The 23,502-nt window shown below is 61.7% G+C and carries 20 protein-coding genes; 9 read left to right on the top strand and 11 right to left on the bottom strand.

All coding sequences use genetic code 11. The features are described 5' to 3' along the window. Positions 1–138: 138 nt before the first annotated feature. Positions 139–591: a hypothetical protein gene (locus C9422_RS29325; RefSeq protein WP_116583042.1), complete on the bottom strand. Its 453-nt coding sequence runs from the start codon at positions 589–591 to the stop codon at positions 139–141. Between the two features lie 318 nt (positions 592–909). Here C9422_RS29325 and C9422_RS29320 point away from each other — a divergent pair, with 318 nt between their 5' ends. Further along, positions 910–2,631, top strand: a complete 1,722-nt coding sequence (locus tag C9422_RS29320) for a SulP family inorganic anion transporter (RefSeq protein ID WP_116583041.1) — start codon at positions 910–912, stop codon at positions 2,629–2,631. 58 nt (positions 2,632–2,689) lie between these two features. Further along, complete coding sequence (gene ppk2 / locus C9422_RS29315) at positions 2,690–3,508, top strand: polyphosphate kinase 2 (RefSeq protein WP_116583040.1); 819 nt, start codon at positions 2,690–2,692, stop codon at positions 3,506–3,508. A gap of 50 nt (positions 3,509–3,558) precedes the next feature. Here ppk2 and speF read toward each other — a convergent pair whose 3' ends face one another. Next, entirely contained in the window at positions 3,559–5,742 is a 2,184-nt protein-coding gene (gene speF, locus C9422_RS29310; protein ID WP_116583039.1) for an ornithine decarboxylase SpeF, read from the bottom strand. A gap of 426 nt (positions 5,743–6,168) precedes the next feature. Here speF and C9422_RS29305 point away from each other — a divergent pair, with 426 nt between their 5' ends. Beyond that, complete coding sequence (locus tag C9422_RS29305) at positions 6,169–6,951, top strand: DeoR/GlpR family DNA-binding transcription regulator (protein ID WP_116583038.1); 783 nt, start codon at positions 6,169–6,171, stop codon at positions 6,949–6,951. A gap of 178 nt (positions 6,952–7,129) precedes the next feature. On the opposite strand, the gene C9422_RS29300 is transcribed toward C9422_RS29305, so the two are convergent. The 7 genes from C9422_RS29300 to C9422_RS29270 form a co-directional block, all read right to left on the bottom strand. Then, entirely contained in the window at positions 7,130–8,425 is a 1,296-nt protein-coding gene (locus C9422_RS29300; protein WP_116583037.1) for an FAD-binding oxidoreductase, read from the bottom strand. Between the two features lie 463 nt (positions 8,426–8,888). Beyond that, on the bottom strand, positions 8,889–10,247 hold the full coding sequence (gene chrA, locus C9422_RS29295; protein WP_116583036.1) for a chromate efflux transporter: 1,359 nt from the start codon (positions 10,245–10,247) through the stop codon (positions 8,889–8,891). Positions 10,248–10,291: 44 nt separating this feature from the next. Next, positions 10,292–10,780 (bottom strand): molybdopterin synthase catalytic subunit MoaE, encoded by a 489-nt coding sequence (moaE, locus tag C9422_RS29290; RefSeq protein ID WP_116583035.1) that lies wholly within the window; start codon positions 10,778–10,780, stop codon positions 10,292–10,294. Positions 10,781–10,783: 3 nt separating this feature from the next. Next, positions 10,784–11,035 carry a molybdopterin converting factor subunit 1 gene (gene moaD / locus C9422_RS29285; RefSeq protein WP_095967284.1) on the bottom strand — a complete coding sequence of 84 codons (252 nt, stop codon included), beginning with the start codon at positions 11,033–11,035 and terminating at the stop codon, positions 10,784–10,786. Beyond that, positions 11,032–11,538, bottom strand: a complete 507-nt coding sequence (gene moaC / locus C9422_RS29280; protein WP_116583034.1) for a cyclic pyranopterin monophosphate synthase MoaC — start codon at positions 11,536–11,538, stop codon at positions 11,032–11,034. The genes moaD and moaC overlap by 4 nt, the downstream gene beginning before the upstream one ends. A gap of 43 nt (positions 11,539–11,581) precedes the next feature. Beyond that, positions 11,582–12,409, bottom strand: a complete 828-nt coding sequence (fdhD, locus tag C9422_RS29275) for a formate dehydrogenase accessory sulfurtransferase FdhD (RefSeq protein WP_116583033.1) — start codon at positions 12,407–12,409, stop codon at positions 11,582–11,584. Positions 12,410–12,555: 146 nt separating this feature from the next. Beyond that, the gene (locus tag C9422_RS29270) at positions 12,556–13,446 is read right to left on the bottom strand and encodes a LysR family transcriptional regulator (protein WP_116583032.1); all 891 of its coding nucleotides are present in this window, start codon (positions 13,444–13,446) and stop codon (positions 12,556–12,558) included. Between the two features lie 299 nt (positions 13,447–13,745). Between C9422_RS29270 and moaB the strand changes: the two genes are divergently transcribed. Then, positions 13,746–14,285, top strand: a complete 540-nt coding sequence (gene moaB / locus C9422_RS29265; protein ID WP_007976036.1) for a molybdenum cofactor biosynthesis protein B — start codon at positions 13,746–13,748, stop codon at positions 14,283–14,285. Further along, positions 14,282–15,487 (top strand): gephyrin-like molybdotransferase Glp, encoded by a 1,206-nt coding sequence (glp, locus tag C9422_RS29260; protein ID WP_116583031.1) that lies wholly within the window; start codon positions 14,282–14,284, stop codon positions 15,485–15,487. The genes moaB and glp overlap by 4 nt, the downstream gene beginning before the upstream one ends. A 394-nt stretch (positions 15,488–15,881) precedes the next feature. Here the strand turns inward: glp and C9422_RS29240 are convergent, their stop codons facing one another. Both C9422_RS29240 and moaA read right to left on the bottom strand, forming a co-directional pair. Continuing rightward, positions 15,882–16,781 (bottom strand): bestrophin family protein, encoded by a 900-nt coding sequence (locus tag C9422_RS29240; RefSeq protein ID WP_116583030.1) that lies wholly within the window; start codon positions 16,779–16,781, stop codon positions 15,882–15,884. 5 nt (positions 16,782–16,786) lie between these two features. Continuing rightward, the gene (moaA, locus tag C9422_RS29235) at positions 16,787–17,785 is read right to left on the bottom strand and encodes a GTP 3',8-cyclase MoaA (protein WP_015095534.1); all 999 of its coding nucleotides are present in this window, start codon (positions 17,783–17,785) and stop codon (positions 16,787–16,789) included. Positions 17,786–18,366: 581 nt separating this feature from the next. Between moaA and C9422_RS29225 the strand changes: the two genes are divergently transcribed. The 4 genes from C9422_RS29225 (at position 18,367) to C9422_RS29210 (ending at position 23,426) form a co-directional block, all read left to right on the top strand. Beyond that, positions 18,367–20,691: an FdhF/YdeP family oxidoreductase gene (locus C9422_RS29225; RefSeq protein ID WP_116583028.1), complete on the top strand. Its 2,325-nt coding sequence runs from the start codon at positions 18,367–18,369 to the stop codon at positions 20,689–20,691. Between the two features lie 137 nt (positions 20,692–20,828). Further along, positions 20,829–22,250 carry a cytochrome ubiquinol oxidase subunit I gene (locus C9422_RS29220; protein WP_116583027.1) on the top strand — a complete coding sequence of 474 codons (1,422 nt, stop codon included), beginning with the start codon at positions 20,829–20,831 and terminating at the stop codon, positions 22,248–22,250. A gap of 17 nt (positions 22,251–22,267) precedes the next feature. Beyond that, on the top strand, positions 22,268–23,284 hold the full coding sequence (cydB, locus tag C9422_RS29215; protein WP_116583026.1) for a cytochrome d ubiquinol oxidase subunit II: 1,017 nt from the start codon (positions 22,268–22,270) through the stop codon (positions 23,282–23,284). Further along, a complete protein-coding gene (locus tag C9422_RS29210) occupies positions 23,271–23,426 on the top strand; it encodes a DUF2474 domain-containing protein (protein WP_116583025.1) in 156 nt (51 codons plus the stop codon). The genes cydB and C9422_RS29210 overlap by 14 nt, the downstream gene beginning before the upstream one ends. Positions 23,427–23,502: the final 76 nt, after the last annotated feature.

Here is a 23,502-nt window from a genome sequence, read left to right as displayed (position 1 = left end):
AGTAATGACAGGTTTGTGACCGGTTGTGGCTGCTGGCGTCGCCGGCCCCCGGTTCCGTTCACCCGACGCCACCGCTCGCACCGGACAACCGGTGGCACGAGCGGTACCGGGGCGTGGGCTGGCCTGCGCTGGCCGGGGCTATTTCACCGGCTCTGTCGCCTTGATGTCCCCGCAAAAGATATCGACGTTGCCATCGGTCGGAGCCGTTCGCACGACCACCGAATATTTGCCGTCAACCAGGGTTTGCAACGGCACGGGCGCGGTTCGGGTAAAGGACCAGCCGCGTATGGGTTGGCGTTCGGTGTTGACGGTGTCGTTCATCGCGTAGGCGACTGACCCGGGTTGCGCGCAGGTGCCGTTATTGATGAACGAGTAAAGGCGCAGGGGCAGGGTACCCCCGGTTGGAACACCGCTGATGAAGAAGCTGAGCCCGGTTTTCTTGTCCCAGTCGGTCAAGGTGACGGTGCCGATCTGACCGGCGTTTTGCCGGGTGGCGACCAGGTTGACGTTCACGCCGTGGTGCGAGGAAGTGGCGCAGCCGAAAAGGCTGGCCGCGACCATGAGTGCTGCCAGAGAGGTCTTGAGCTTCATTGCCAAACTCCTGAGTTGAAGAACTGCAATGGGGGGAATTAGCGGGTATAGCTCATTTATCGCCCTCATGACGTCGTCCATATAAGGCTTTCCATTTTTGCGCGCAGATGCTGGGGCGTCTTACTCCTTCTTCAACCAAGTGGCGGCGTGGCGGTGCAAACCGGCTACATTTGTAGTCGAGCCCGCGTGGATTGGTTGCGGGCACGCGCACTTCGATGCCGATGAAGGTTTGCAGTGGTTACGCGTGCAGTTAACGGATTGTGCGGTCAGTTGAGCCCACTCATCATCCGCACGGACGATTTGCGACTGGAGTGACTGATGAATCAACTAGGCAGCGATCCGCAAGCGCGGAACCCTGGCGCTCTACAGCGGGGTACCTTGCGCAGCCTGTTGATCCCGGAGTGGCTCGACAGCTATCGCCCGGACTGGCTGCGGGGCGATGTGGTCGCCGGGCTGACGGCAGCGGCCGTGGTCATTCCCAAGGCGCTGGCGTACGCCACGATTGCCGGCCTGCCGGTGCAGGTCGGGCTGTACACGGTACTGGTACCGATGGTGATCTATGCCGTGCTCGGCACGTCGCGTCCGCTCAGTGTCAGCACCACGACCACCCTGGCCATTCTCGCCGGTTCCGCGCTGGGCCAGATCAGCCCCGATGGCGATGCGGCAACCCTGCTGGCGGGCTCCGCCACGCTGGCCCTGATGGTCGGCGCGATCCTGATCGTCGCGGGGTTGCTGCGCCTGGGTTTCGTCGCCAATTTCATTTCCGAACCGGTGCTGGTGGGGTTCAAGGCCGGCATAGGCGTCGTCATCGTGCTCGACCAGTTACCCAAGCTGCTGGGCACCCACATCGACAAAGGCGGCTTCCTGCACAACCTGGTGGCCACGGTTCAGAGCATCCCGCATGCCTCGCTGCCGACCGTGGCGGTCGGGGTATTCATGGTCTTGCTGCTGGTCGGCATGAAGCGCTTTACACCGCGCCTGCCCGCACCCTTGATTGCGGTGGCGCTGGGCATCCTCGGCATGCGCCTGCTTGGCCTTGAGAGTCTTGGTGTGTCCGCCGTCGGCGTGGTGCCGATCGGATTGCCCGCGCCGACCCTGCCGCTATGGTCGTTGGCCGAAACCCTGTGGCCTTCGGCGATGGGTATCGCGCTGATGAGTTTCACCGAAACCATCGCCGCGGGACGCGCGTTCGCCCGCAGTGACGAGCCTGCGCCACAACCGAACCGGGAGCTGCTGGCCACTGGCGTTGCCAACATAGGCGGTGCGTTTCTCGGGGCCATGGTCGCGGGTGGCGGGACCACGCAAACGGCGGTCAACCGCCTGGCCGGCGCCCGCTCGCAACTGTCCGCACTGATTACCGCTGCACTGGCATTGGGCACTTGCCTGCTGCTGGCGCCGCTCATCGGGCTGATGCCCAATGCCACGCTCGCCGCCGTGGTGATCGTGTATTCGATAGGCTTGATCGAGCCGGCGGAGTTTCGCGAGATCCTGTCGGTTCGCCGTACCGAATTCGCCTGGGCCGTGGTGGCGATGATCGGCGTGATGCTGCTGGGCACGCTGCAAGGGATCGTCGTGGCGATCATCGTCTCGTTGCTGGCCCTGGCCTATCAGGTCTCGGACCCGCCCGTGCATGTACTGGCACGCAAGCCCGGCACCAACGTCTATCGCCCGCAGGCCACCGATAACGCAGATGACGAACAGTTTGACGGGCTGCTGTTGCTCAGGCCCGAGGGGCGGGTGTTCTTCGCCAATGCCGAGCGCATCGCCGAGAAAATCCGGCCGCTGATCGATGCGGCGACCCCCAGGGTCGTGGTCCTGGACCTGCGTAGCGTGTTCGACCTGGAATACACGGCCCTGAAAATGCTCACCAGCGCCGAGCAGCGCATGAGCGAGAAAGGCATTTCACTGTGGCTGGTGGGCATGAGCCCCAGCGTATGGGACATGATCATCAAGGCACCCCTGGGCCATACGTTGGGCGAGGCACGCCTGTTCCTGAACCTGGAACAGGCGGTTGAACATTACCAGCGCAGTCGACGCTGAATGAGCGCGGCCGGGCGCATCCCGGGCGCTGTGTGACGCATTGAAGGAGGTAACGGGCATGGCAAAGAAGAAGGCTGCAACGAAGAGCAAACCGGTTGAAAGCGGCAAGCTCAAGAACAAGGTGTATCTCGAGGAGCTGGCACGGCTGCATGTCGAGATGGTCAAGCTGCAGGAGTGGGTACAGCACTCAGGCGCCAAGGTCTGCATCGTCTTCGAGGGCCGTGATGGCGCCGGCAAGGGCGGGACCATCAAGGCACTGACCGAACGGGTCAGTCCGCGGGTGTTCCGGGTGATCGCGTTGCCAGCACCGACCGATCGGGAAAAAAGCCAGATGTATGTGCAACGCTATCTGCCGCACATGCCGGCGGCCGGTGAAGTGGTGATCTTCGATCGCAGCTGGTACAACCGCGCCGGTGTCGAGCGGGTCATGGGGTTTTGCAGCGAAGAGCAGGTGCGCTCATTTCTCACCGTGGCGCCGCGAGTCGAGCATGCACTGGTCGAGTCGGGCATCATCCTGATCAAATACTGGCTTGAAGTGAGCCCGGAGGAGCAGACCCGACGCCTCAAGGCGCGCATCACCGACGGGCGCAAGATCTGGAAGCTGTCGCCGATGGACCTCAAGTCCTATAACCGCTGGTACGACTACTCCCGTGCCCGGGACGACATGTTCGAGGCCACCGACACCGAGTTCGCCCCTTGGCGGGTCGCCAACTCGAATGACAAGCGACGGGCGCGACTGAACATCATCAGCGATGTGCTGAGCAGCATTCCTTATGAGGAAGTACCGCGGGCGAAGGTGAAACTGCCCAAGCGCCAAAGTCCCGGCAACTATCGGGATCCGAACTATCCGTTCAAGTACATTGCGGAAAAATTCTAGAACGATGCATTGAGCAGGAGCCGGCCCACGCCAGCTCCTGCCGCATGCCATCAAGCCTTGATCACATACCCATACGCCCGGGTACGACCGCCTTCCTGCTTCAGGTACACCCCTTGCAACTCCGGCGTGAAGCCGGGCAAGCGGTTGATGCCTTCCTCCAGCGCCAGGAAGTATTTCAGCACCGCGCCCCCCCAGATTTCACCCGGCACCACGCAGAGCACGCCCGGTGGATAGGGCAGCGCACCTTCAGCGGCGATACGCCCGTCGGCATCGGCCAGCGCCACCAGTTCGACGTTGCCGCGGATGTACTCGATTTGCGCTTGCTGCGGGTTCATGGCCTTTTTCGGGAAGTGTTCCTTGCGGAACATGTCCTTCTGCAGTTGCTGCACGTTGTGGTGGCGGTACAGGTCGTGCATTTCCTGGCAGAGTTGGCGAATGGTGTAGTTGCGATAGCGCTCCTGATGCTGCGCGTAGATGGCTGGTAGCACCCGGCTCATCGGTGCGTCGTCGCTGATGAAGCGTTCGAAACGGGCGATCTGGGCGGCCAGGTGGGTCATCTTCGCCCAGTCTTCGGCCGGGGTGAGCAGGAACAGGATCGAGTTGAGGTCGCATTTTTCCGGGACGATGCCGTTCTCGCGCAGGAAGTTGGCGAGGATGCCGGCGTGAATGCCGAAGTCGGTGTAGCTGCCGTCCACCGGGTCGATGCCCGGTGTGGTGAACAGCAATTTGCACGGGTCGATGAAGTACTGCTTCTCGGCGTAGCCGGCAAAAGCATGCCAGCGGTCCTTGGGATGGAACTCGAAGAAGCGGATGTCGTTGGCGATGTCTTCCGTTGGGTAGTCTTCCCAGGCGCGCCCTTCGATGGTGTCCGGCACGAACGGGCGGACCATGGTGCAGGCTTCGAGAATCAGCTTGCGCGCTTCGATGCCGAACTTCACGCAGTCTTCCCACAGGCGCAGGCCGCTGCGGCCGGAGTGGATGCGCGCATTCACATCCAGCGAGGCGAACAGCGGGTAGAACGGGCTGGTGGAGGCCTGGGCCATGAAGGCGTTGTTGAGCCGGTGGTGGTTGCAATAGCGGGCCTGGCCCTTGATGTGCCGGTCTTTCTTGTGCACCTGGGAGGCCTGGGAAAAACCGGCCTGCTGTTTGTGCACCGATTGGGTGACGAAGATGCCCGGGTCGTTTTCGTCAAGGTCGAGCAACAGCGGCGAGCAGTCTTTCATCATCGGGATGAACTGCTCGTAGCCGACCCACGCCGAGTCGAACAGGATGTAGTCACACAGCTTGCCGATGCGGTCGACCACTTGCCGGGCGTTGTACACGGTGCCGTCATAGGTGCCCAACTGGATGATCGCCAGGCGGAACGGCCGTGGCAACTGGGCCTTGTCCGGGGCGACTTCGGCAATCAGCTCGCGCAGGTAGTCTTCTTCGAAGCAGTGGGCATCGATGCCGCCGATGAAGCCGTAGGGGTTGCGCGCGGTTTCCAGATACACCGGCGTGGCCCCGGCCTGCAGCAGCGCGCCCTGGTGGTTGGACTTGTGGTTGTTGCGGTCGAACAGCACCAGGTCGCCCGGGGTCAGCAGGGCGTTGGTCACCACCTTGTTCGACGCCGAGGTGCCGTTGAGCACGAAGTAGGTCTTGTCGGCGTTGAACACTTGCGCGGCGTGCTTCTGCGCCAGCAGCGCCGGGCCTTCGTGGATCAGCAGGTCACCGAGCTTGACGTCGGCGTTGCACATGTCGGCGCGAAACAGCGTCTCGCCGAAGAAGTCGAAAAACTGTCGGCCGGCCGGGTGCTTGCGAAAGAACTGGCCGCCCTGGTGACCGGGGCAGGCAAAGGTCGCGTTGGCCGCTTCGGTGTACTTCTTCAGTGAGTCGAAGAAGGGTGGCAGCAGGCTGTCTTCATAGGCTCGGGCCGCTGTTTCCAGTTGGTTGCCATGGTACTCGGCGTTGGCGCGGGTGAGATCGAAAATGCCGTTCACCTGCAGCAGCACGTCCGTCAGGTGCTTATAGACTTCCCGGGGACGGTTGGCTGAATCCGGCGAGGCCACCAGGAATATCGGAATGTCGAAACCGGTGCGCTGAATGGCACCCAGGGCGCCGGCCATGACGTCATTCACAGACACCACCGCCACGGCGACGTTGGTGAAATCGGTCTGGCTGAGCGCTACCACTTCCCGAGCGTTCTTGAAGCTTGCGGCGGCGCCATCGCTGGCGGCTATTTTCAGGGGTTTCATCGTGGCGTCTCCAGGCGGGCACTCAATTGTCCGCAACTTTTTAAGAGATCAACTTCCGAGGGAGCCTTCCAGTTCCCCATCATCGGAAATCGTGTCACCACTGGTTATAGAGCATTTTCCTGATCTGTCAGGCTTTTACCGCGACCTTGCACATCTTGACGCCTCACGACCTGTCGGTCAGGCGTGTACCAGCGCAATGGTGAACGAGACCACGATCATGCAGGCAAAGGCAAAATTGATATTCATGAGGTTTCCATCCAGGACATGAGTGACGGCGCCATCTTGAACAGCTCACGGGAAAATAAAAAATTCGCTGTAATGATTTGAAAGATCGAAAAAAATGATATCGGGCCGGTTCGTTGTTTTTGCCGGGGGTTGCGGATACTCTCGTGCAACACGCAGTTACACGCATAAACGGGCAAAAACATGCAAGACAACCATTCGGCTGCCGAAATGCCGTCAGTGCGCCGGCAAAAAATCCTGTTGATCCTCGAACGCGACGGCAAGGTCATGGCCTCGGAATTGAGCCAGCATTTCGCGGTGTCCGAAGACACCATCCGCCGCGATCTGGCGGAACTGGCCAGTGCCGGCCTGGTGCAGCGGGTGCACGGCGGGGCGTTGCCGCGGCCCAAAGACACGGGCAAGGACTATTTCACCCGGATCAGCGAAACCGATGAGGTGAAGACCCATCTGGCGCAACTGGCTGCGCGACGGGTGCAGGACGGTCAGATCGTGGTGTTCGATTCGGGCACCACCACCTTGCAGATCGCGCGTTCGCTGCCGGCGGAGATCGCCATCACCGCGATCACCGCATCGCCGATGACGGCCATTACCCTGTCCGAATACAAAGGCATCAAGGTGATCCTGGCCGGCGGCCAGCTGAACCCGGCGACGATGTCGGCCAGCGGCCACGAAACCCTGCGGCTGCTGACGGGCATCAAGGCCGATCTGCTGTTTACCGGGGTCTGCGCGATTCACCCGCAGGTGGGCTTGAGCTCACTGCACTTTGATGAAGTGCCGGTGAAGCAGGCGATGCTCGATTGTGCGTCCCATGTGATTGCCGTCACCACCGCCGATAAGCTGGGCGCGGTGGAGCCCTTTGTCGTCGCGCCTTGCAACCGTGTGCACACGCTGATCACCGAACGGCATGTGGCGTCTGGCAATGTCGAGGATTATCGGGCGTTGGGGATTGAGGTGGTGCAGGCTTGAGCATTTTTTGCTGGCAGGTGTGTTGAATGTGCCGGCCTCTTCGCGAGCAAGCCCGCTCCCACAAGGGTTATTTGTCAGCCTCAAAATTTGTGGTCGACATAAATCCCTGTGGGAGCGGGCTTGCTCGCGAAGAGGCCGGTACAAACAACATCCATGTTGAATGTTCTGGCCAATAACCTCAGCGCAATCGCTCAAGCATCTGGTAGTACCACATCCCGGCAGCCAGCATCGGGTTGCCCAACAGGTCGCCCATGGGCACGCGGATGTGCTGGCAGGCGGCGAAGGTGTCGAACTGCTCCATTTGTCCTGTGATCGCGCGGCCCATGATTTCACCCATGATGTGGGTGGTGGCGATGCCGTGGCCGGAGTAGCCCTGGCAATACCAGACGTTGTCCGACAGCTTGCCCAGTTGCGGAATGCGGTTGATCACGATGCCCATCGCGCAGCTCCACTGATAATCGATGGCCACGCCTTTGAGCGCCGGGAAGGTCTGCTCGATGCACGGGCGCAGCTCGGCGGCGATGTCGCGTGAATCCTTGCCGCTGTAGTTGGCGCCACCACCGAACAACAGGCGACCGTCAGCGGTGAGGCGGTAGTAATCGAGCACGAAGCGGCAGTCGTAGACCGCCAGGTCTTCGGGGTTGATCTGCCTGGCCAGATCGCCCAGCGGCGCGGTGGTGACGATGCCGCCCATGGCCGGGAAAATCTTGCCCTTGAGCTTGCCCGGTTCCAGCTTGTGGTAGACGTCGCCGGCCAGCAGCACCTGGTTGGCGTCGATGTGCCCGTGGGCGGTGCGTACGCCAGGGCTCTTGTGAAGGCCATCGCCGTGGATGATCTCCAGCACTTCGCTGTTTTCGAAGATCAACGCACCCAGGCTTTCGGCGGCGCGGGCCTCGCCGATGCACAGGTTCAATGGGTGCAGGTGCATGTTGCGGGTGTTCTTGATCGCGCCGTGGTAGAGGTCGCTTTGCAGCAGGTCGCGCACCTGGCTGCGGTCGAGCAGGCTGACTTCATCACCCATGCCACGGAGCACCGCCTCGTCGTAATCCTTGCGCAAGCCGTCCATGTGCGCGGGTTTGTACGCGGCGTGCAGGTGGCCGTGCTTGAGGTCGCAGGCGATGCCGTATTTTTCCACGCGCTGCTTGATGATCTGATGCCCGCGCCAGCGCAGGTTCCAGATGAAATCGTCGACTTCATCGCCGATGGAGCGGCGCATCTGTTTGCGCATGGCTTCATCGCCCGACAGGCTGCCGGTGACCTGGCCGCCATTGCGCCCGGTGGCGCCCCAGCCGATCTTGTGGCTTTCGACGATCGCGACCTTCAGGCCTTTTTCCGCCAGCTCGACGGCGGTGGCCACGCCGGTGAATCCGCCGCCGATGATCACCACGTCAACCTTGTGCCGGCCTTGCAGCGTCGGGTAATCGGTGTCCTGGTTGAGGGTGGCGGTGTAGTAGGAATTGCAACGTTGAGTCATGTCGGTGTCCACGCAAATTTGGGAGAACCCAATGCCAGCCAGTCGAAGTGCGCAACCTGTGGGAGCTGGCTTGCCAGCGAAGGCGTAATGTCAGCCGCCATGGTTGTTGGCAGGTACACCGCTTTCGCTGGCAAGCCAGCTCCCACAGGTATTGCATACGCTGAGCAAATGTAGGGATAGCGAAGGAGGGCGCTCGCCGATCAGGCGAGCCGGGCGCTATCCGGCGGACGTGCGGAGTGACGCAACTTGGAACGGCGCAGGGCCATGGGCAGGTTGACGATGCGCTTCATGCAATGCCGTCCGCGGCCAGCAGCGAGGTGGCCTGGATCGAAATGTTCAGCAGTGACGGCAAAGTACGCATGGCGCAGGTTTCCGGCGGCGGAAATCGTCGGTGGCGAGTAGTACAAGCCATCCGGGGATGGCTGGATACTAGGGAGGATTGGGGCGCGTGTAAATGTTTGATTCAGAACATCAGGTGCACCACCAGCCCGATCAACCCGCAGCCGATCAACACCTCGATCACTCCGCGCTTGAACCGCAGCAAGGCAATGCCCGCCACGATGGCGATCAGCAGCGAAGGCCAGTCCAGTCGTCCTTCGAAGCCTTTGGGCCACAGCACGTGATAGGCAAAGAAGCACGCCAGATTGAGAATCACGCCCACCACGGCGGCCGTAATGGCCGTCAGCGGCGCGGTGAAGGTGAGTTCGTTGTGCGTCGACTCCACCAATGGCCCGCCAGCGAGGATGAACAGGAACGAAGGCAGGAAGGTGAACCAGGTCACCAGCGTGGCGGCCACGGCACCGGCGACAAAGGCTTGATCCGGGCCGAAGACCTGCTGCACATAGGCACCGATGAAGCCGACGAAGGCGACGACCATGATCAACGGGCCTGGAGTGGTTTCGCCGAGCGCCAGGCCGTCGATCATCTGCGTCGGCGTCAGCCATCCGTAGTGACCGACCGCGCCCTGGTACACATACGGCAGCACCGCATAGGCACCGCCAAAGGTCAGCAGCGCCGCCTTGGTGAAGAACCAGGCCATCTGGGTCAGCGTGCCTTCCCAGCCGAACAGGGCGGTGAGCGTGGCCATGGGCAGCGTCCACAAGATCGCACCGATCACCGCCAGGTACGCCAGCTTCAAACCACTGAAGCGGGCATGTTCAGGGGACGGGGTGTCATCGTCGATCACCGCGGGGCCGTAGGAGTGTTTCGCTGCGCTGTGGCCACCGGTCCTGAATTTTTCCGGTGCCAGTCGCCCGCCGAAGTAACCGATGACCGCCGCGCCGAGCACGATCAACGGAAACGGCAGGTTGATCACGAAGATCGCCACGAAGGATGCGGCGGCGATGCCCCATAACCAGCCATTCTTCAGCGCCCGCGAGCCGATCCGGTGAGCCGCCTGCACCACGATGGCCGTGACCGCCGGCTTGATCCCGTAAAACAGTCCGGCGACCACGGGCACCTCGCCAAAGGCGATGTACACCCAGGACAGGGCAATCAGGACGAACAACGACGGCAACACAAACAGCACGCCGGCGATCACGCCGCCCCAGGTCCGGTGCATCAACCAGCCGATGTAGGTTGCCAACTGCTGAGCCTCGGGGCCGGGCAGCAACATGCAGTAGTTGAGGGCGTGCAGAAAGCGTCGCTCGGAGATCCAGCGCCGGCGTTCGACTAGTTCCTGATGCATGATCGAGATCTGCCCGGCCGGTCCGCCGAAACTGATGAAACCAAGCTTGAGCCAGAACAGGAAGGCTTCGCGCAGGCTGATGGTCCGGGGCTGGGGCACAGCCTGTTGCGTGATCGGAGAGGGCGTGGGGCTCAAGCGCGGGTTCCTTGTGCAGGGAAACGTTGAGCCCGTGACTGTAGCTATGCCGGAACGCGTTGCATAGCCGCCACTTGTGGCGTATCTGCCCAGCGCTCGACAGCGGATCGGTCGCTGTCCCGCGCATCGACCCAGCGTGCGCCGCCCGCCACGTCTTCGCGCTTCCAGAACGGCGCGTCGGTTTTCAGGTAGTCCATGATGAACGCACAGGCCTCGAAAGCGGCCTGGCGATGCGGGCTGCTGACGCCGACAAACACGATCGGCTCGCTGATCGACAACGGGCCGATCCGATGCACGACCTCCACGGCCCGCAGGGGCCATCGGGCCCGGGCGTTGTCGATGATCTTTTGCAGCGAGCGTTCGGTCATGCCCGGGTAGTGCTCCAGAAACAACCCGGCGACCGCCTCACCCTGATTGATGTCACGCACATAGCCGACGAAGTTGACCACGGCCCCCACGCCCGGATCGTTGGCCTGCAGGCTGGCGATCAGCCGGCCGACGTCGAACACTTCACGCTGGACCCGAACCGTCATGCCTCAGCCCCCGGTGACCGGTGGAAAAAAGGCGATCTCGTCAAAGTCCTCGATCACCCGGTCCGGATGGCACAGCTCCTGGTTCAGCGCACACATCAGGTTGTTTTCACCGAGCACCTGGCGCCACAGCTCGCCGCGAGCCATCAGCAAGCGGCGCACGTCTTCGATGGTCCTGAGGCTGTCGGTCAGGGGCAGTTTTTCACCGCCCAGGTTGAGCTGCTCGCGGTAACGGGCGAAGTAATTGATCAGGATCATTGTGCGTCCTCGAACTTGAAATGACCTGAGCGGCCACCCTGTTTACTGAGCAGGCGGATGTCATCGATGACCATGCCCCGGTCCACGGCCTTGCACATGTCGTAGAGGGTCAGGGCCGCCACACTGACGGCGGTCAGGGCTTCGAGCTCGACCCCGGTCTGGCCCTCGACGCGGCAGGTGCCGAGGATTTTCACGCTGTCCGGTGTGCAGGCCTTGAGTTCGACATGGATCGAGCTGAGCAGCAGGGTGTGGCACAGCGGGATCAGCTCATGGGTCTTTTTCGCCGCCATGATTCCGGCGATCCGCGCCACGGCAAAGACGTCGCCTTTGGGGTGGCCGTCGCTTTGAATCAGCTTCAGGGTTTCCGGGCGCATCCGCACCCAGGCCTGGGCCTGTGCTTCACGTTGCGTCGGGGGTTTTTCGCTGACATCGACCATGTTGGCGCGACCCTGGTTGTCGAGGTGGGTCAGGCCGTTGGGCGATGCATTTGAAATGTCTGTCATGGGAGGTTCCTGCGCTGGCCGGCGCGGTGATCAGGTGAAGGCATCATGCCGGGCTGTAAATGCGTGGCGCGTTGCGGTGGGGGACGTGAATCAGGTTGAGGCGATGCTTGATCGCCCATTGCACGGTCAGGGCGGTGGGCGCCGACAGGCTGACGAGCGTGCCGAGCCGGGCCCTGACGGCCTTGTGGATCAGCTCCAGGCTGCAACGGCTGGTGACCACGGTGAAGCCGCTGCGGCTGTCGATGCCGGCGTGTTGCAGCGCACCGATCAACTTGTCCAGCGCGTTGTGGCGGCCAATGTCTTCGCGGCAGATCAGCGCGTTGCCTGCGCTGTCGAAGTACAGTGCCGCGTGCAGCGCGCCGCTGCTCCGGGCCATTTGCTGGGCCTGTTCGATGCGCTGGCGGATGTCGATGAAGTGCTCGGCGGGCGGCAGGGCAACCGGCTCGAGAATCTCCAGTTTCGGCAGGGCCTGTTCCAGCGCTTCCACGCCGCACAGTCCGCAGCCACTGGTACCCGTCATTTGCCGACGATGGTTCTTCAGCGCCCAGAACGCGCGGCTGGAGATCTGCACGTCGGCCTGAACGGCCTGGTTGAAGTGGGTCAGGCGCAGGTCGTAGATTTCATTCTGGTCCTCAACGATGTCGTTGCTGACGCTGAAACCGCGGATGAAATCTTCGAGATTGCCCGGCGACACCATCATCACGGCCTGGCTCAAACCGTTGTAGGTGATTGCCAATGCGATCTCTGCGGCCAGCGCCGCCTGACAGACTGATGCGCCGTTGTCGTATTCGCGAAAGTTCACACTCAAGGGTTTGGGGGCGGGTGCGTTAGTGTCGCTTCGATCATCGGCTTGTTCAACTTTGCACAACATGAAAAGAACCTCGAAGCGCTGAATTAAGTTCAGGCTACGGGTAACTTATCAAAGCGTCCAATCGCTTGTTCCGATGCACCGATTGGTGATGTCTATCACGCCGGGCAAACATGCCCGGTGCAGTTTTATATAAAACCGAAACTTGATCAGTCGCTCCGGCTGAACAGGGTTCGTGCTTCGGCGAAACACTTCTCGGCAATCGCCGAACGTGGCTCGGTCTTGCGCATCACCAGGCCCAGGGGCGCGAGCACGCTGGCATCGGGCAATTCGATGAACGACAGGTGTTCGATGGGCTCTTCCAGGCCACTGTCCAGCGGCATGATCGCGCAGCAGAAACCTTCGTGGATCGCCTGCAGCAACTGGTAGGTCGAATCGCTTTCGAGGATCGGCTGCGGATCCAGTCCGCGGCTGCGAAAGCTCAGGTCGATGGATTTGCGGTAGTGCATGCCGTTGCTGAGCATCCCCAGCGGCAGTTCGGCGGCGTCCTCCCAGCTCATTTGCGTGCCGTCGAAATGGAAGTGGCGGGTGTCGTACAGCAGGCCGACGCGGGTTTCGCCGATCTCGAAAAACTCGAAATAGTTCGGGTTGACGTGGTCGAGGTAGCACACGCCCAGGTCCAGCTGATTGTTACCCAGGCCCTCGATGATCTGGTCGGAACTCAGGGACGACAGGCTGTACTTGAGCTCGGGAAAGCTGCGGGACAGGCCCTGGATGTAGGTGACCGGGTTGAAGCTGCTGAGCGGCACCAGCCCCAGGCGCAGGTTCCCCACGAGCTGGCCCCGGCACGCGGCGGCCTCGGCGAACAGCCCGTCGTGGGCAGCCAGCAGGGTCCTGGCCCAGGCCAGTACACGCTCGCCGGCCTCGGTAAAGCCTTCGAAGCGCTGGCCCCGGGTGACCAGCACCAGGTCCAGTTCATCCTCCAGGTTGCGCAGGCGCATCGACAGCGTGGGCTGGGTGATGTGGCAGCGCGCGGCCGCCTGGCCGAAGTGGCGGGTCTGCTCCAGGGCGATCAGGAACTTGAGTTGTTTGATGTCCATGACGGCACCTGCTGGCGGGGGAGTGAGGGGGTAAGTATTGACTCAGGTGTGCAAGACACAAGGTGAGGCGCAAACGTGAGGTGCGGACGATCTCATTGTCTTTGGTATGCGTCCAATCACTGTTGTTTAAGGGGTTATCGATGGGCTCTATCACTGATGCTTTTTTCCGGTCTTTTTATATTGATAGAGCGCCTCGATAGTCTGGTTGGTTAGAGTGATTAGACACGGCTTGATTTATAGAATTAGTCTCCGGAGGTCATCTAACTTAGCTATCTAATTCATGCCTGCCGGAGAACCCCATGAGCGTCAAACCGGATGCCTTGTTTATACCTTTGAATATTGCCGTGCTGACGGTCAGCGATACCCGCGAATATGCCAATGACACCTCCGGCCAATTACTCGTCAGTCGATTGCTGGAAGCCGGCCATACCCTCAGCGAGCGCAACCTGCTCAAGGATGACCTGTACAAGATTCGCGCGCAGGTGGCGAACTGGATCGCCGACGACGGCATCCAGGTGGTGCTGATCACTGGCGGCACCGGGTTCACCGGCCGCGACAGCACCCCCGAGGCAGTGGCTTGCTTGCTGGATAAGCAGATCGACGGCTTCGGTGAGCTGTTCCGGGCGATTTCGATCCTCGACATCGGCACCTCGACGGTGCAGAGCCGGGCACTGGCCGGGCTGGCCAATGGCACACTGGTCTGCTGCCTGCCGGGCTCCACGGGCGCCTGCCGCACCGCGTGGGAAGGCATCCTCGCGGAACAACTCGACGCGCGCCACCGGCCGTGCAATTTCGTACCGCACCTCAAGCCTGTGCAAGCCTGCGGGACGCGCGGATGAGCGCTTCACCCTTGATGCCGGTAGAGGATGCCATCGACCGTTTACTGACAATGGCCGAGGCGCAGTGGATTGAAGACAGCGAAGCCGTGCCGCTCAGTGCCGCGCGGCAACGGGTATTGGCCAATGACCTGCTGGCGACCCTGGATCTGCCGCCGTGGCCCAACAGCGCCATGGACGGCTATGCCCTGAATGTCGAGGGTTGGGACGGGGCACCGCTGGCTGTGTCGCAGCAGGTGTTTGCCGGTCAGGCCCCCGAAGCCCTGGCACCGGGCACCTGCGCGCGCATTTTCACCGGCGCACCGGTTCCGCCGGGTGCCGATTGCGTGGAGATGCAGGAGAACACACAGGTACTGGATGACGGACGTATCCGCTTCAAGCAGCCCCTGAGCGCCGGCAGCAACATCCGCCCGCAAGGCCAGGAGAACCGCGTCGGCGATGTGCTGCTGCGTGCTGGCAAGCGCCTCGGTCCGTTCGAACTGGCGGTCGCGGCGGCGCAGGGCTGCACCCATGTACAGGTGGTGCGCCGACCACGGGTGGCGTTGCTGTCCACCGGCGATGAACTGGTCGAACCGGGCAATCCCCTCAAGCCCGGCAGCATCTACAACAGCAACCGTACATTGTTGAGCCATTGGTTGAGTGCGCTGGGTTGCGAGGTCATCGATGCTGGCATTCTTCCCGACGAGCCACGCCAGACGCGGCTCAAGCTCGAACAGCTGCAACACACGGCAGACCTGATGCTCAGCACGGGCGGTGTGTCTGCCGGTGACGCCGACTGCCTCGGCCAGGTGCTGCGCGAGTGCGGCAAGCCGCTGCTGTGGAAACTCTCGATCAAACCCGGCAAGCCATTGACCGTGGGCCACTTCGGCCGCGTGCCGGTGATTGGCCTGCCGGGTAATCCGACATCGGCATTGGTCACTTTCGGCCTGTTGGCCCGGGCTTATCTGTTGCGGATTCAGGGCGTGGAAGAGGTCGAGCCGTTGAGCTTCCCGGTCAGTGTCGGCTTTGCCTGGCCCAAACCCGGGAGCCGCCGCGAGTACCTGCGGGCGAAACTCGAAGACGGTCGAGCGGTGTTGTATCCGAACCAGAGCTCAGGTGTTTTGCTGGGGGCATCCTGGGCCGATGGACTGGTGGAAGTGCCGGAAGGTTGCACGCTGGGCGAGGGTGATACAGCGCGGTTTATACCCTTCAGCGAACTGTTCTGACACTGACTCTGTGGGAGCGGGTTTGCTCGCGAAGAAGCCGGCCCATTCAACAGAGATGTTGCCTGACCTGACGCCTTCGCGAGCAAGCCCGCTCCCACAGTTTTGATCTTCAGTGAACGCCAATCCCACGGCCGGCCACAATCCCTGTGGGAGCGGGCTTGCCCGCGAAGGGGTTGGCACATTCAATAGAGATGTTGCCTGACCCACCGCTATCGCGAGCAAGCTCGCTCCCACAGTTTTGATCTTCAGTGAACGCTAATCCCACGACCGACCACAATCCCTTGTGGGAGCGGGCTTGCTCGCGAAGGGGGCGGCACATTCAACAGAGATGTTGCCTGACCCACCGCTATCGCGAGCAAGCTCGCTCCCACAGGCTCTGTGTGTTTCTTTAGTTTCAGTTCAGCACGAAATCCACCGGTTCCAGCTGCGGCGGCAACTCCGTCACGCCCAGTGCCGCCAGCACATCGCGCTCGATGTTGCGCACGATGGCGTCGGTGGGCAGGTCGTTTTCGTCGCGGCCGAAGGGGTCTTCCAGTTCGTCGGCAATCGCGTCCAGGCCAAAAAAGGTGTAGCTGACAATCGCGGTGAAAATCGGTGTCAGCCAGCCCAGGGGTTCGGCCATGGCAAACGGCAGGAGGATGCAGAACAGGTAGATGGTGCGGTGCAGCAACAGGGTGTAGGGAAACGGCAGCGGGGTGTGCTTGATCCGCTCACAGACCGCCTGGGCGTGGGTCAGGCCGGCCAGGTGGTTGGCCATGAGCGTGTAGCGCCAGTCGTTGATCGCACCGGACTCGTTGAGTGTCGAGCACTGCTGACCGACCTGCATCAGGATCTGCCCGCTGATGTCCGTGGTGTCGCCCTTGGGCATCGGGTGCAGCCAGTCGCCACTGGCGGCCAGTTCGTTTTCCCGGCGCAGCCGCGCGTTGAGGGCATGGGCGAAGCCGCACAGATTGCTGAGGATCGTATGCCGCTCATTCGTGTCCTTGATCACCAGGGTTTCACGAATCATCGAGCGGACTTCGACTATCACCTCGCCCCACGCCTTGCGCGCTTCATACCAGCGGTCGTAGCAGGCGTTGTTGCGAAAGCTCATGAAGATCGACAATGACAAACCCAGCAGTGTGAAGGGCGTTGCGCTGACCTTGGAAAAGTAGCTGGGGTGCAAGGTTTCGATGAGCACGATGGCCGAGGCGAGCAATGTCACCATCAGGCTGCGCCAGGCAATGCGCTTGGCAATCGAACCCTTGAGGGACGTCAGCACGCCGATCAGGTTGGGTTTGGGTCTCACGATCATGGGGTTCAGCCGCCCGTCATGTTCATGAAGCGAATGACCTGGACATCGTCGTTCACTTCGAAGTTGTGTCGATAAGGCTTGAGTTTCATCGCCTCGATAATGGCTTTTTCCAGGCGCTCGGGCTGTCCGGGGTGGCTGCGCAAGACAGCCTTGAGATCCACCGAGTGCTCATTGCCCAGGCACAGCAGCAGGCGTCCTTCCACGGTCAGCCGCACCCGATTGCAGGTGCCGCAGAAGTTGTGGCTGTGGGGCGAGATGAACCCCAGGCGAATCTGCGGCGCCTCGGCCAGGCGCCAGTAGCGCGACGGACCCTGGGTCGATTCGGCGGAATCAATCAAAGTGTAGCGTTCGGCGATGCGTTCGCGGACCTGGGCGCTGGCGAAAAACGATTCGGCGCGGCTGTGCTCGTCTATGGTGCCCAACGGCATTTCCTCGATGAAGGAGATGTCGAGGTTACGGTCGATGGCGAAGCTCACCAGATCATTGATCTCATGGTCGTTGCGGCCCTTCATCACCACGCAGTTGAGCTTGGTGTTGCGAAAGCCCGCCTGGTTGGCCGCGTCGATGCCCTTGATGACCTGCGCCAGGTCACCGGTGCGGGTCAGTTCGCGAAAGCGTTGCGGGTCCAGGCAGTCGAGGCTGATGTTGAGGCGCTTGACCCCGGCCTCGAACAACGGCCCGGCCAGTCTGGCCAGTTGCGAACCGTTGGTGGTCATGCACAGTTCACGCAGGCCGGGCAGGGCGGCGATCTTCTCGCACAACTGCACCACGCCCGGACGAATCAGCGGCTCGCCCCCGGTCAGGCGGATCTTGCGGGTGCCCAGGGCGACGAAGCTTTGCGCCGTTTGATAGATCTCTTCCAGGGTCAGTACCCGTTGGCGCGGTAGAAACTGCATGTCCTCGGCCATGCAATACACGCAACGGAAATCGCAGCGGTCGGTGACCGACATGCGCAGATAGTCCACGCGCCGGGAGAAGCCATCGATCAAGACTCGTTCTGACATGACACCCTCGCTTGGTACTGCATGCGTTGAATGGACATTCCGTTAATCGGGTTTTGCCTTTGTAGGAGCGAGCCTGCTCGCGATGGTCGTTAACGATTACGCGTGCTTACTGGCTGAACGTGGTGCTCTTGAGTCCATCGCGAGCAAGCTCGCTCCCACAGGTATTGCGCAGATAACGGATCTGTTGAGAACAGGTGTAGGAGCGAGCCTGCTCGCGATGGTCGTTAACGATTACGCGTGCTGGCTGACTGAACGCGGTGCTCTTGAGTCCATCGCGAGCAGGCTCGCTCCTACAGGTATTGCGCTGTAAACGGATCTGTTGAGCGCAGGCTAAGAGCAACTTTAACGGGCGTCCAATCACTATTAACAACCGGGTGATCGAGCGGGTCGATGATGAACTTTATCTTGTGGTTTCAAGGGCTGTAAGTGATTTCAAGTTATTGAAAAATAAGTATTTAAATTCGTGATAGAGCGTTTCGATAATGTAGTCGTAAATAGCGATTAGACAATAATTTATCCCTGTTCATATGCTTTTCTCCGTCAAACGATCAATGGCCTGAATCAGGTCACGGAGAAGTACCATGTCTCAAGTCGACCGCTACAAACCCTACAAAGGTGCCGCCGCCGGTTGGGGTGCACTGATCGCTGTTACCCGGAACTGGCTGGGCAGTGAAAACGCGCTGAAGAACATTCGCGCCATGCTCAAGACCAACCAGAACGGCGGCTTCGACTGCCCCGGTTGCGCCTGGGGCGAGTCGCCGGAAAACGGCATGGTCAAGTTCTGCGAAAACGGCGCCAAGGCGGTTAACTGGGAAGCCACGGGCCGTCTGGTCGACCCGGCGTTCTTCAACAAATACAGTGTCTCGGCGCTGGCCGAACAGAGTGATTACTGGCTGGAGTATCAGGGCCGCCTGACCCACCCGATGCGCTATGACGCGGCCACCGATCGTTACGTGGAAACCACCTGGGACGAGGCCTTCGCGACGATCGCCCGGCACCTCAATGCGCTGGAATCGCCGGACCAGGCCGAGTTCTACACCTCGGGTCGGGCCAGCAACGAGGCTGCGTTCCTCTATCAGTTGTTTGTGCGGGCCTACGGCACCAACAACTTTCCGGACTGCTCCAACATGTGCCACGAAGCCAGCGCGGTCAGCATGATCGAAAGCCTCGGCGTGGGCAAAGGCACCGTGGTGTTCGACGACCTGGAACATGCCGACGCGATCTTCGTCATCGGCCAGAACCCCGGCACCAACCACCCGCGGATGCTCGAACCCTTGCGCGAAGCGGTCAAGCGCGGTGCCCAGGTGATCTGCATCAACCCGCTCAAGGAGCGCGGGCTGGAGCGTTTCCAGCATCCACAGCACCCGATCGAAATGCTCATGAATGGCTCCGAGCCGACCAATACCGCGTACTTCCGCCCGGCCCTGGGGGGCGACATGGCGGTGATGCGCGGCATGGTCAAGTTCCTGCTGCAGTGGGAGCGCGAAGCACAGGTGAGCGGTGGCGAGCCGGTGTTCGACCATGCGTTCATCGCCGAACACACCTCGGGAATGGGCGCCTACCTGGGCGAAGTCGACGCCACCAGCTGGGAGCACATCGAGCAGCAGTCGGGCATGTCCTTGGCTGACATCGAGCTCGCCGCCCGCATGTACGCCCGGGCCAAGCGCGTGATCATGTGCTGGGCGATGGGCCTTACCCAGCACACGCACTCGGTGCCGACCCTGCAGGAAGTCATCAATCTGATGCTGCTGCGCGGCAACGTCGGCCGTCCCGGCGCGGGGCTGTCCCCGGTTCGCGGTCACAGTAACGTGCAGGGCGACCGCACCATGGGCATCAACGAACTGGCGCCCACCGAGTTGCTCGATGCCCTGGAAAAACGCTTCTCCTTCAAGCCGCCGCGTGAGCATGGCCACAACACCGTGATGGCGATCGGCGCGATGGAGCAGGGGCGCTCGAAAGTGTTTATCGCCCTGGGCGGCAACTTCGCCCAGGCCACACCCGACACGCCGCGTACCCACGCCGCATTGCGCAAGTGCGACCTCACCGTGCACATCGCCACCAAGCTCAACCGCAGCCATCTGGTCACCGGCCGGGAAGCGCTGATCCTGCCGTGCCTGGGCCGCACCGACATCGACATGCAGGCCGAAGGGCCGCAGGGCGTGACCGTGGAAGACACTTTCAGCATGATCCACATCTCCCATGGCCAACTGAAACCGAAGTCGAAACACCTGCTGTCGGAACCGGCGATCATCGCCGGCATCGCTGCCGCGACACTGGGCAAGCACCCGATCGACTGGAACTGGGCCATCGGCGACTACGGTCGCATCCGCAACATGATTGCCGACACCATTCCCGGTTTCGAAGACTTCAACCGGCGCTTGCTGCACCCGGGCGGTTTCCACATGCCCAACGACGCAGCCAAACGCATCTGGAAAACCGCCAGCGGCAAGGCCCAGTTCACTCCGAGCGTGTTGCCGGAGCACCTGATCAGCGAGGGCGTGCGCAACCTGGCGGTCAAGCCGCACCTGATTCTGCAGACCATGCGTTCCCACGATCAGTACAACACCACGCTGTACGGCCTGGATGACCGTTATCGCGGGGTCTACGGCATGCGCGACGTGGTGTTCGCCAACGAGCAGGACATTCGCCGGCTGGGTTTCGAACCGGGGCAGAAGGTCGACCTGGTGGCGCTGTGGGACGACGAGCGCGAGCGTCGGGTCAGCGGTTTCACCCTGATTGCCTACGACATTCCGGCCGGTCAGGCGGCGGCGTACTACCCGGAGACCAATCCGCTGGTGCCGCTGGAAAGTTACGGTGACCGCACCTTCACCCCGACTTCCAAGTTCGTCGCCATCCGGCTGGAGCAGGCCAGGGCCAGCAACCTGATTTCGACCTCCGCTGCGTAGTACCGATCACTCAAGACTTTGTGGGAGCGAGCTTGCTCGCGATTGCAGGGTGCCAGGCGCCATTGATGTTGAATGTGCCGGCCTCATCGCGAGCAAGCTCGCTCCCACAGTTTTAAATCCGCAATGAGGATTTCGACATGTTTAACCTGGAGGCACTGGACCTGGCGCGGATGCAATTCGCGTTCACGGTTTCGTTCCACATCATCTTTCCCGCCATCACCATCGGGCTGGCCAGTTTCCTGGCGGTGCTCGAAGGGCTGTGGCTGAAGACCCACAACGACACCTACTGCGATCTCTACCATTTCTGGTCGAAGATCTTCGCCGTCAACTTCGGCATGGGCGTGGTCTCGGGGCTGGTCATGGCCTACGAGTTCGGCACCAACTGGAGCCGCTTCTCCGACTTCGCCGGCAGCATCACCGGGCCGTTGCTGACCTATGAAGTGCTCACGGCGTTCTTCCTCGAGGCCGGTTTCCTCGGGGTCATGCTGTTCGGCTGGAACCGGGTAGGGCGCGGCTTGCACTTCTTCTCGACGGTGATGGTGGCCATCGGCACGCTGATTTCGACCTTCTGGATTCTCGCCTCCAACAGCTGGATGCAGACGCCACAGGGTTTCGAGATCGTCGACGGTCGCGTGATGCCGCTGGACTGGCTGGCCATCGTGTTCAACCCGTCGTTCCCGTACCGCCTGGCGCACATGGCGATTGCCGCGTTCGTGGCCACTGCGTTCTTTGTCGGCTCGTCGGCGGCGTGGCACCTGCTGCGCGGCAACGACACCAAACAAGTACGCAAGATGCTGTCGATGGCGCTGTGGATGGCCTTGATCGTCGCGCCGATCCAGGCCGTGGTCGGTGACGCCCATGGCTTGAATACCCTGGAGCATCAACCGGCGAAGATCGCGGCCATCGAAGGGCACTGGGAAAACAACGGTAGCGAAGCGACGCCGCTGGTGCTGTTCGGCATCCCGGACATGCAGGCTGAGAAAACCAAGTACGCCATCGAGATTCCGTACCTGGGCAGCCTGATCCTGACCCACAGCCTCGACAAGCAGATCCCGGCGCTCAAGAGCTTCCCGAAAGAGGATCGCCCCAACGCGACGATCATTTTCTGGAGCTTCCGCGTCATGGCCGGGCTGGGCATGTTGATGGTGCTGGCCGGTGTGCTCGGCCTGGTCCTGCGTCGCAGCGGTGCCATCTACCGCAACCGCTGGTTCCTGCGCCTGATGCTGTGGATGGGCCCGAGCGGCCTGATCGCCATGCTCGCCGGCTGGATCACCACGGAAGTGGGGCGCCAGCCGTGGGTGGTGTACGGCCTGCAACGTACCGTGAATGCCGCGTCCAATCACAGCGTCACGCAGTTGAGCCTCTCGTTGGCGCTGTTCGTGGTGATCTACTTCTCGGTCTTCACGGTGGGTATCGGCTACATGATGAAACTGGTGGCCAAGGGGCCAAAACCCCATCACGAGCATGCGCCTGCGGGGCATTCCGATCAGGTCATCACACCGCGCCGGCCGCTGTCCGCCGACGCCGAAATCCTCGAAACCGACGCCCGCGTCAATTGAAGGAAGGGAGTTGAGTCATGGGTATTCAAGGTATCGATTTATCGCTGATCTGGGGCGTGATCATCGCCTTTGGCGTGATGATGTACGTGATCATGGACGGCTTCGACCTGGGGTTGGGCATTCTGTTTCCGCTGATCCCGGATGCGAAGGAGCGCGATGTGATGATGAACACCGTGGCACCGGTCTGGGACGGCAACGAGACCTGGCTGGTGCTGGGCGGCGCGGCCCTGTACGGCGCGTTCCCGCTGGCCTATTCGGTGATTCTGGAAGCGCTGTACCTGCCGTTGATCCTGATGTTGTGCGGCTTGATCTTCCGTGGCGTGGCGTTCGAGTTTCGCTTCAAGGCCAGCCCTGAAAAGCGTCATGTCTGGGACATGGCGTTCATCGGCGGCTCGCTGCTGGCGACCTTCTCCCAGGGCGTGGTGATCGGCACTTACATTGCCGGCATCCCGGTGGTCGACCGCCAGTTCGCTGGTGGTTCGCTGGACTGGCTGGCACCCTTTCCGTTGTTCTGCGGAGTCGGCCTGATCGTCGCCTATGCGCTGCTCGGCAGCACCTGGTTGCTGGTCAAGACCGAAGGCATGCTCGAATCGCGGATGCGCCTGTTCACCCGGCCCCTGGCCTGGCTGCTGTTGGCGGTGATCGGCGTGATCTGCGTGTGGACGCCGATCCTGCATCCGGACATCGCCACCCGCTGGTTTGCCCATGCGCACCTGGCAGTGTTCGCAGGCCTGGCGGTGCTGGCCTTGCTGGCGATGTTCGGCTTGCTCAAGACCCTGCGCCAACGCCACACCCATTGGCCGTTCGCCTTCACCCTGATGCTGGTGTTCCTGGGGTACATAGGTCTGGCGTTCAGCATCTGGCCGAACATCGTGCCGCCGTCGATCAGCCTGTGGGCCGCGGCGTCACCACCGACCAGCCAGTTGTTCATCCTGATCGGGGCGCTGTTCATCCTGCCGATCATCCTGATGTACACGGTCTGGAGCTACTACGTGTTCCGCGGCAAAGTGAGGATTGGCGATGGCTACCATTGATTCCCGTGAACTGGCACCGGCGCCTTGGTACAAGCGCCTTGGGTGGCTGGTGTTGATCTGGCTGGGCAGTGTGGTTGCGTTGGGGGTGGTGGCGGGGGCGTTGCGGGGGTTGATGCAGGCGCCGGGGATGAGTAGTCCCTGATGCACGATGCAAAAACACGGAAATAAAAGGAGTCATGAATTACCTGTGGCGGCGGCAGGACTCATACCCCACCAGA

The sequence above is a fragment of the Pseudomonas sp. B1(2018) genome, from assembly GCF_003097365.1.
Classification (GTDB): Bacteria; Pseudomonadota; Gammaproteobacteria; order Pseudomonadales; family Pseudomonadaceae; genus Aquipseudomonas; species Aquipseudomonas laurylsulfatiphila.
Note: the sequence above shows the minus strand (reverse complement) of the source record. Positions and strands in the feature narration are given on the sequence as shown.

What these genes read in the sequence shown, in the direction of transcription:
- cydB (WP_116583026.1), top strand. Translation starts at nt 22,268, where the DNA reads ATGGGTATTCAAGGTATCGATTTATCGCTGATCTGGGGCGTGATCATC.
- C9422_RS29240 (WP_116583030.1), bottom strand. Translation starts at nt 16,781, where the DNA reads ATGATCGTGAGACCCAAACCCAACCTGATCGGCGTGCTGACGTCCCTC.
- speF (WP_116583039.1), bottom strand. Translation starts at nt 5,742, where the DNA reads ATGAAACCCCTGAAAATAGCCGCCAGCGATGGCGCCGCCGCAAGCTTC.
- ppk2 (WP_116583040.1), top strand. Translation starts at nt 2,690, where the DNA reads ATGGCAAAGAAGAAGGCTGCAACGAAGAGCAAACCGGTTGAAAGCGGC.
- C9422_RS29320 (WP_116583041.1), top strand. Translation starts at nt 910, where the DNA reads ATGAATCAACTAGGCAGCGATCCGCAAGCGCGGAACCCTGGCGCTCTA.
- fdhD (WP_116583033.1), bottom strand. Translation starts at nt 12,409, where the DNA reads ATGTTGTGCAAAGTTGAACAAGCCGATGATCGAAGCGACACTAACGCA.
- moaD (WP_095967284.1), bottom strand. Translation starts at nt 11,035, where the DNA reads ATGATCCTGATCAATTACTTCGCCCGTTACCGCGAGCAGCTCAACCTG.
- moaE (WP_116583035.1), bottom strand. Translation starts at nt 10,780, where the DNA reads ATGACGGTTCGGGTCCAGCGTGAAGTGTTCGACGTCGGCCGGCTGATC.
- moaC (WP_116583034.1), bottom strand. Translation starts at nt 11,538, where the DNA reads ATGACAGACATTTCAAATGCATCGCCCAACGGCCTGACCCACCTCGAC.
- C9422_RS29325 (WP_116583042.1), bottom strand. Translation starts at nt 591, where the DNA reads ATGAAGCTCAAGACCTCTCTGGCAGCACTCATGGTCGCGGCCAGCCTT.
- C9422_RS29225 (WP_116583028.1), top strand. Translation starts at nt 18,367, where the DNA reads ATGTCTCAAGTCGACCGCTACAAACCCTACAAAGGTGCCGCCGCCGGT.
- moaB (WP_007976036.1), top strand. Translation starts at nt 13,746, where the DNA reads ATGAGCGTCAAACCGGATGCCTTGTTTATACCTTTGAATATTGCCGTG.
- C9422_RS29270 (WP_116583032.1), bottom strand. Translation starts at nt 13,446, where the DNA reads ATGGACATCAAACAACTCAAGTTCCTGATCGCCCTGGAGCAGACCCGC.
- C9422_RS29300 (WP_116583037.1), bottom strand. Translation starts at nt 8,425, where the DNA reads ATGACTCAACGTTGCAATTCCTACTACACCGCCACCCTCAACCAGGAC.
- glp (WP_116583031.1), top strand. Translation starts at nt 14,282, where the DNA reads ATGAGCGCTTCACCCTTGATGCCGGTAGAGGATGCCATCGACCGTTTA.
- C9422_RS29210 (WP_116583025.1), top strand. Translation starts at nt 23,271, where the DNA reads ATGGCTACCATTGATTCCCGTGAACTGGCACCGGCGCCTTGGTACAAG.
- C9422_RS29305 (WP_116583038.1), top strand. Translation starts at nt 6,169, where the DNA reads ATGCAAGACAACCATTCGGCTGCCGAAATGCCGTCAGTGCGCCGGCAA.
- moaA (WP_015095534.1), bottom strand. Translation starts at nt 17,785, where the DNA reads ATGTCAGAACGAGTCTTGATCGATGGCTTCTCCCGGCGCGTGGACTAT.
- C9422_RS29220 (WP_116583027.1), top strand. Translation starts at nt 20,829, where the DNA reads ATGTTTAACCTGGAGGCACTGGACCTGGCGCGGATGCAATTCGCGTTC.